This is a genomic window from Streptomyces sp. SID14478, assembly GCF_010548525.1.
Classification (GTDB): domain Bacteria; phylum Actinomycetota; class Actinomycetes; order Streptomycetales; family Streptomycetaceae; genus Streptomyces.
Window position 1 is genome coordinate 1 of the sequence record NZ_JAAGMG010001235.1, and the last position, 4,255, is coordinate 4,255.

The window sequence follows — 4,255 nt, forward strand, 5'->3', positions numbered from 1 at the left end:
GTGAGCTCGCTGCTGCCCGGCTGGTCGGGCACCGACCTCGCCGCCGCGTTCGGCGACGCCTACGCGGCGCCCGTCGTCGCGGGCAACGACTCCAAGTTGGCGGCCCTGGGCGAGCGGTGGCGCGGCGGCGCCACCGACGCCGAGGACGTCGTCTACGTCCACGTCGGCCGCCGCATCTCCGCGGGCATCCTGCTCGGCGGCACCGTGCTGCACGGCCGCCACGGCGCGGCCGGTGAGATCGGGGTGCTGCCCGGATCCGGTTGGCACACCGCCCACCAGCGCCTACTGGAGCGCTGGGGCACGCCGGAGGCCCTTTTCGACGCCGTGCGCGACGACGAGCCCGCCGCCGTCCAGGCGCTCGACGACTTCGCGGCGGACCTCGTCCAGGGCATCGCGGCCGTGGTCCTCTCCGTCGACCCCGAGGCCGTCGTGATCGGCGGGGGGCTGTCGCGCGCCGGTGAACTCCTCCTGGCGCCTCTGCGGTCACGCCTTGCCGAACTGTGCCTGTTCCCCGTGACGGTGGTCGCCTCGCGACTCGGCGACGAAGCGGCGGCCCAGGGGGCGGTTCGGCTGGCGCTCGACCAGGTGGAGGCGGAACTGTTCGCGACCGGGAGCGAGCGGCGCAGGTGAGCACCGGGGGGCGGAGGTCCGCCGCGCGGGCGGCCCGCCGATCCGTCAGGTCGTCCCGCGGTCCGTGAGCTCCCTGATGTCGACCGGCGTCCGCCAGGGCACCCGACGATGTGCCGAGTCGAGTGCGTGCTGGAGGGGCGAGGGCGGTACGGCCAGCACCGGGCAGGCCGCGTGCGCCAGGCAGTAGCGGGAGACCGAGGGGTGCAGCGCGCGGCGCAGCCGGCCGCGGGCACCGGCCCCGAGCACCAGGAGGTCGTCCGGTCCCGCGGCCGCCTCCACCAGCGCGGCGCCCGGGGTGCCCCGCACGACGATCCCCTTCAGCGCCACACCGGGCACGGCAGGACCGAACGCCGCGTCGAGGGCCAGCAGGAGCTGCTCGCCCGCGGCCCGTCTGCACGCGCCGAGGACCGTGGCGGAGGGCGTACCGCGGTGCCCGAGCTCGCCCCCGGGCGGGCACCAGGCCAGCACGGCCCACACCTCGGCCCCGGTGGTCCGCGCCTCGGCCACCGCGCGGTGCAGGGCGGTGAGGCTGCCCAGGCTGCCGCTGACACCCGCCACGACACGCGGCGGACGATCCACTCTGCCTTGTTCCACGACGGCCTCGCTCCTTGCCGGGCTCCGCTTCCTGCCTTCCCATGGGACAGGGCAACGCACCGTGCTCGTACCGTCGTTGGCGCCCTCCTGACGTACGGCGGAGCAATCCTGACGGCGTCATGACGGCAGGGCCCGAAGGCGGGCGCACCGGCGCCCAGCAGCCCGCCGTCAGGGTTCCGTCAGCGCGCGGGCCCGCACCGTCAGCGTCGCGTCATGAAGCGTCGGACCGCCCGCCACCTCGGGCATAGCGTCTGTGTCACGCCCCCGGACCTCCGGTCTCGGTCAGGGCGCTCCTGTCCGCTTCGAGGATTCTCTAGGGGGAGTCCCATGCACGAGCAGTTGTGCGGTGAAGACCCGGAACCTTCCGAACGCGTCCCGGCCGGGCCGCTCTACGTACCCGTCCGGCCGGGACCCACGGGATGTACCGCCCGCATGTTCCGCACCCCGCTCGGCGCCCGCACCGCCGTCGGATTCACCAGCCACGAACGACTGGTCGCGACGCTGGGCGGGGACCAGCAGTGGATCAGGCTCGGTGACCACGCGCTGCGCGCCCTCACCGAGCCCCTCGGCGTCACCGGCGTCACGGTCGACCCCACCTTCTCCGCCCCGGTCGCCGCCGCGCCCGCCCGCACGCGCGGCGACGCGGCCACGGACCGATGGCAGGAACAGGCGACAGGCGTCGCCCGCGTGACCGGCGTCGCCGCCGTCGCGGACGCCCTCGCCCTGTGGATCCACTGACCAAGGGAGTACGTACACCATGACCCTCACGCACCCGCATGCTCCCGCCCCGCCCGCGACGGACGACCTGTCGGTGTGGCCGGCCTCCACCGCACGGCTGCCCTCCGGCGACCTCGCCGTCGGCGGGGTCCCGCTCGCCGAGATCGCCGAACGGTTCCACACGCCCGCCTACGTGCTCGACGAGGCCGAGGTCCGCGACCGCTGCCGCACCTACCTCGCGGCCTTCCCCGACGCCGAAGTCCTCTACGCGGCCAAGGCGTTCCTGTCGCGGGCCATGGTCCACTGGGTCGGCGACGAGGGCCTCGGGCTCGACGTCTGCTCGGCCGGTGAGCTGGAACTCGCCGTCACCGCCGGGTTCCCGGCCGAGAAGATCGTGCTGCACGGCAACGCCAAGTCCCCGCACGACATCGAGGCCGCGCTGCGCCTGGGCGTAGGCCGCATCGTCATCGACAGCCCCTCCGAGATCGCCCGGCTCGCCGCCGCCGTCGGCTCGGACGGCCACCAGAAGGTGATGGTGCGCATCGTGCCCGGCATCACCGCGGGCGGCCACGAGAAGATCCGTACCGGTACCGACGACCAGAAGTTCGGCCTGTCCCTGGCCGACGGCTACGCGCAGCACGCCATCGCCCGCATCCTGGACCAACCGCAGCTCGAACTCACCGGTCTGCACTGCCACTTGGGCTCGCAGATCACCGCCGTCAAGCCGTACCTCACCGCGGTGCGGCGCATGGTCGGACTCATGGCCCGGATCCGCGACAGCCACGGCGTCGTCCTGCCGGAACTCGACATGGGCGGCGGCCACGGCATCGCCTACCGGCCCGGCGAGGAGTCCCTGGACATCACCGCACTGGCCCGTCGGATGCGTGCGGAACTCGCCGAGAGCTGCGCGGGCGCCGGGCTCGCCGTGCCCCGTCTGCTCATCGAACCCGGGCGGGCGCTCGCCGGACCCGCCGGCATCGCCGTGTACCGCGTCCTCGCCGTCAAACACACCGGCGAGAAGGTGTTCGTGGCCGTCGACGGCGGCATGAGCGACAACCCGCGGCCCGCCCTGTACGGAGTCCGGTACGCGCCGCGGCTGATCGGCCGGCACTCGCACGCCGGGGCCGCGACGACCACCGTGGTCGGCCGGCACTGCGAGGCCGGCGACGTCCTGGCCGCCGACGTCCCGCTGCCGGGCGACATCCACCCGGGCGACCTGCTGGCCCTCCCGGTGGCCGGCGCGTACCACCTGTCCATGGCCTCCGGCTACAACCTGGTCGGGCGTCCGCCCGTGATCGCTGTCGCCGACGGACACGCCCGCCTTCTTGTGCGGCGCGAGTCCCTCGACGACTACCGGAGCCGGGACGTCGGCCTCTGACCGAAGGGGCCTTGCCCCGCGCCCGTGCACGAGGTGCGCCGCGCCCCGTGGGACCGGATCTTCGATCCGCCCGCGGGGCGCTTCGGCGCGTCCGCGCCGGCCGTCCTCAGCGCGAACCCGCCGCCACACAGAACTCGTTGCCCTCCGGATCGGCCATCACGATGTGGTGGTAGTCGAACTCCTCGAGGATCGTGCCGCCCGCCCGCACCAGACGATCCGCCTCGGACTCGATCCGGGCCCAGCGCTCACCCGGCAGGCCGTGACCTGGCACCCGTACGTCCATGTGCAGCCGGTTCTTCGTCTTCTTGGGCTCACGCACCCTCAGGATCGACAGGCGGGGTCCGGCGCCGTCCGGATCGCACAGCCACGCGCCGCCCCCGTCGTCCTCCTTGTCGTCCCGCGGCGGACCGAACGAGGCGCGCCACTCCTCGCGGGTCGCGAACGGCGCGGGCGGGGGCTCGTCCACATAGCCGAGCGCCGTCTTCCAGAAGGCGGCGACCAAGGACGCGTCCGCGCAGTCGAGAGTGAGGTCGAATCTCGTTGCCATGAAGCAGACCGTAGGCGCTGCCACTGACAGTCCGGCCTCGGCGAACGCATGTCCACAGACGTAATCGGCCGCCTGTACGAGGCGTCATACCAGAGCGGGACGTCGGCTGCCGGAGTTTGGCAACTGCCCACCGCACATGAGGCGTTGACGACTACCGTGAGTGCCCGCCGTGCGACGCCCGGTTGCCCTTGTGCGCCGTCACGCCGACGTGCCCCACTCCCGAGAGATCAGAGGACGAGGACGCCGTATGTCTCAGCTTCGCCAGCCGGCCGCCCGCGCAGAGCGCCGCGAAGGCGGTCGGCACGGCAGGCCCACCGGGCGGGCGGCGCCGCACCCGGCCGAGACCCACATACGGCCCCAACTGCTGCGCCTCGCCGTGCTGCCGCCCC

General features: G+C 73.8%; 5 protein-coding genes. 3 read left to right on the forward strand and 2 right to left on the reverse strand.

What is annotated here, in order from left to right; all coding sequences use genetic code 11:
* The coding region (locus G3I40_RS39715) for an ROK family protein (RefSeq protein ID WP_164559678.1) at positions 1-630 on the forward strand (630 nt) is incomplete at its 5' end.
* Positions 631-675: 45 nt separating this feature from the next.
* On the opposite strand, the gene G3I40_RS39720 is transcribed toward G3I40_RS39715, so the two are convergent.
* Positions 676-1,224, reverse strand: a complete 549-nt coding sequence (locus G3I40_RS39720; RefSeq protein WP_343245171.1) for a universal stress protein — start codon at positions 1,222-1,224, stop codon at positions 676-678.
* 327 nt (positions 1,225-1,551) lie between these two features.
* Between G3I40_RS39720 and G3I40_RS39725 the strand changes: the two genes are divergently transcribed.
* Together G3I40_RS39725 and lysA are read left to right on the forward strand one after the other, a co-directional pair.
* The gene (locus G3I40_RS39725) at positions 1,552-1,962 is read left to right on the forward strand and encodes an SAV_915 family protein (RefSeq protein WP_164559679.1); all 411 of its coding nucleotides are present in this window, start codon (positions 1,552-1,554) and stop codon (positions 1,960-1,962) included.
* 19 nt (positions 1,963-1,981) lie between these two features.
* Positions 1,982-3,319 (forward strand): diaminopimelate decarboxylase, encoded by a 1,338-nt coding sequence (gene lysA / locus G3I40_RS39730; RefSeq protein ID WP_164559680.1) that lies wholly within the window; start codon positions 1,982-1,984, stop codon positions 3,317-3,319.
* A gap of 106 nt (positions 3,320-3,425) precedes the next feature.
* On the opposite strand, the gene G3I40_RS39735 is transcribed toward lysA, so the two are convergent.
* A complete protein-coding gene (locus G3I40_RS39735; RefSeq protein WP_164559681.1) occupies positions 3,426-3,866 on the reverse strand; it encodes a VOC family protein in 441 nt (146 codons plus the stop codon).
* Between the last annotated feature and the right edge of the window lie 389 nt (positions 3,867-4,255).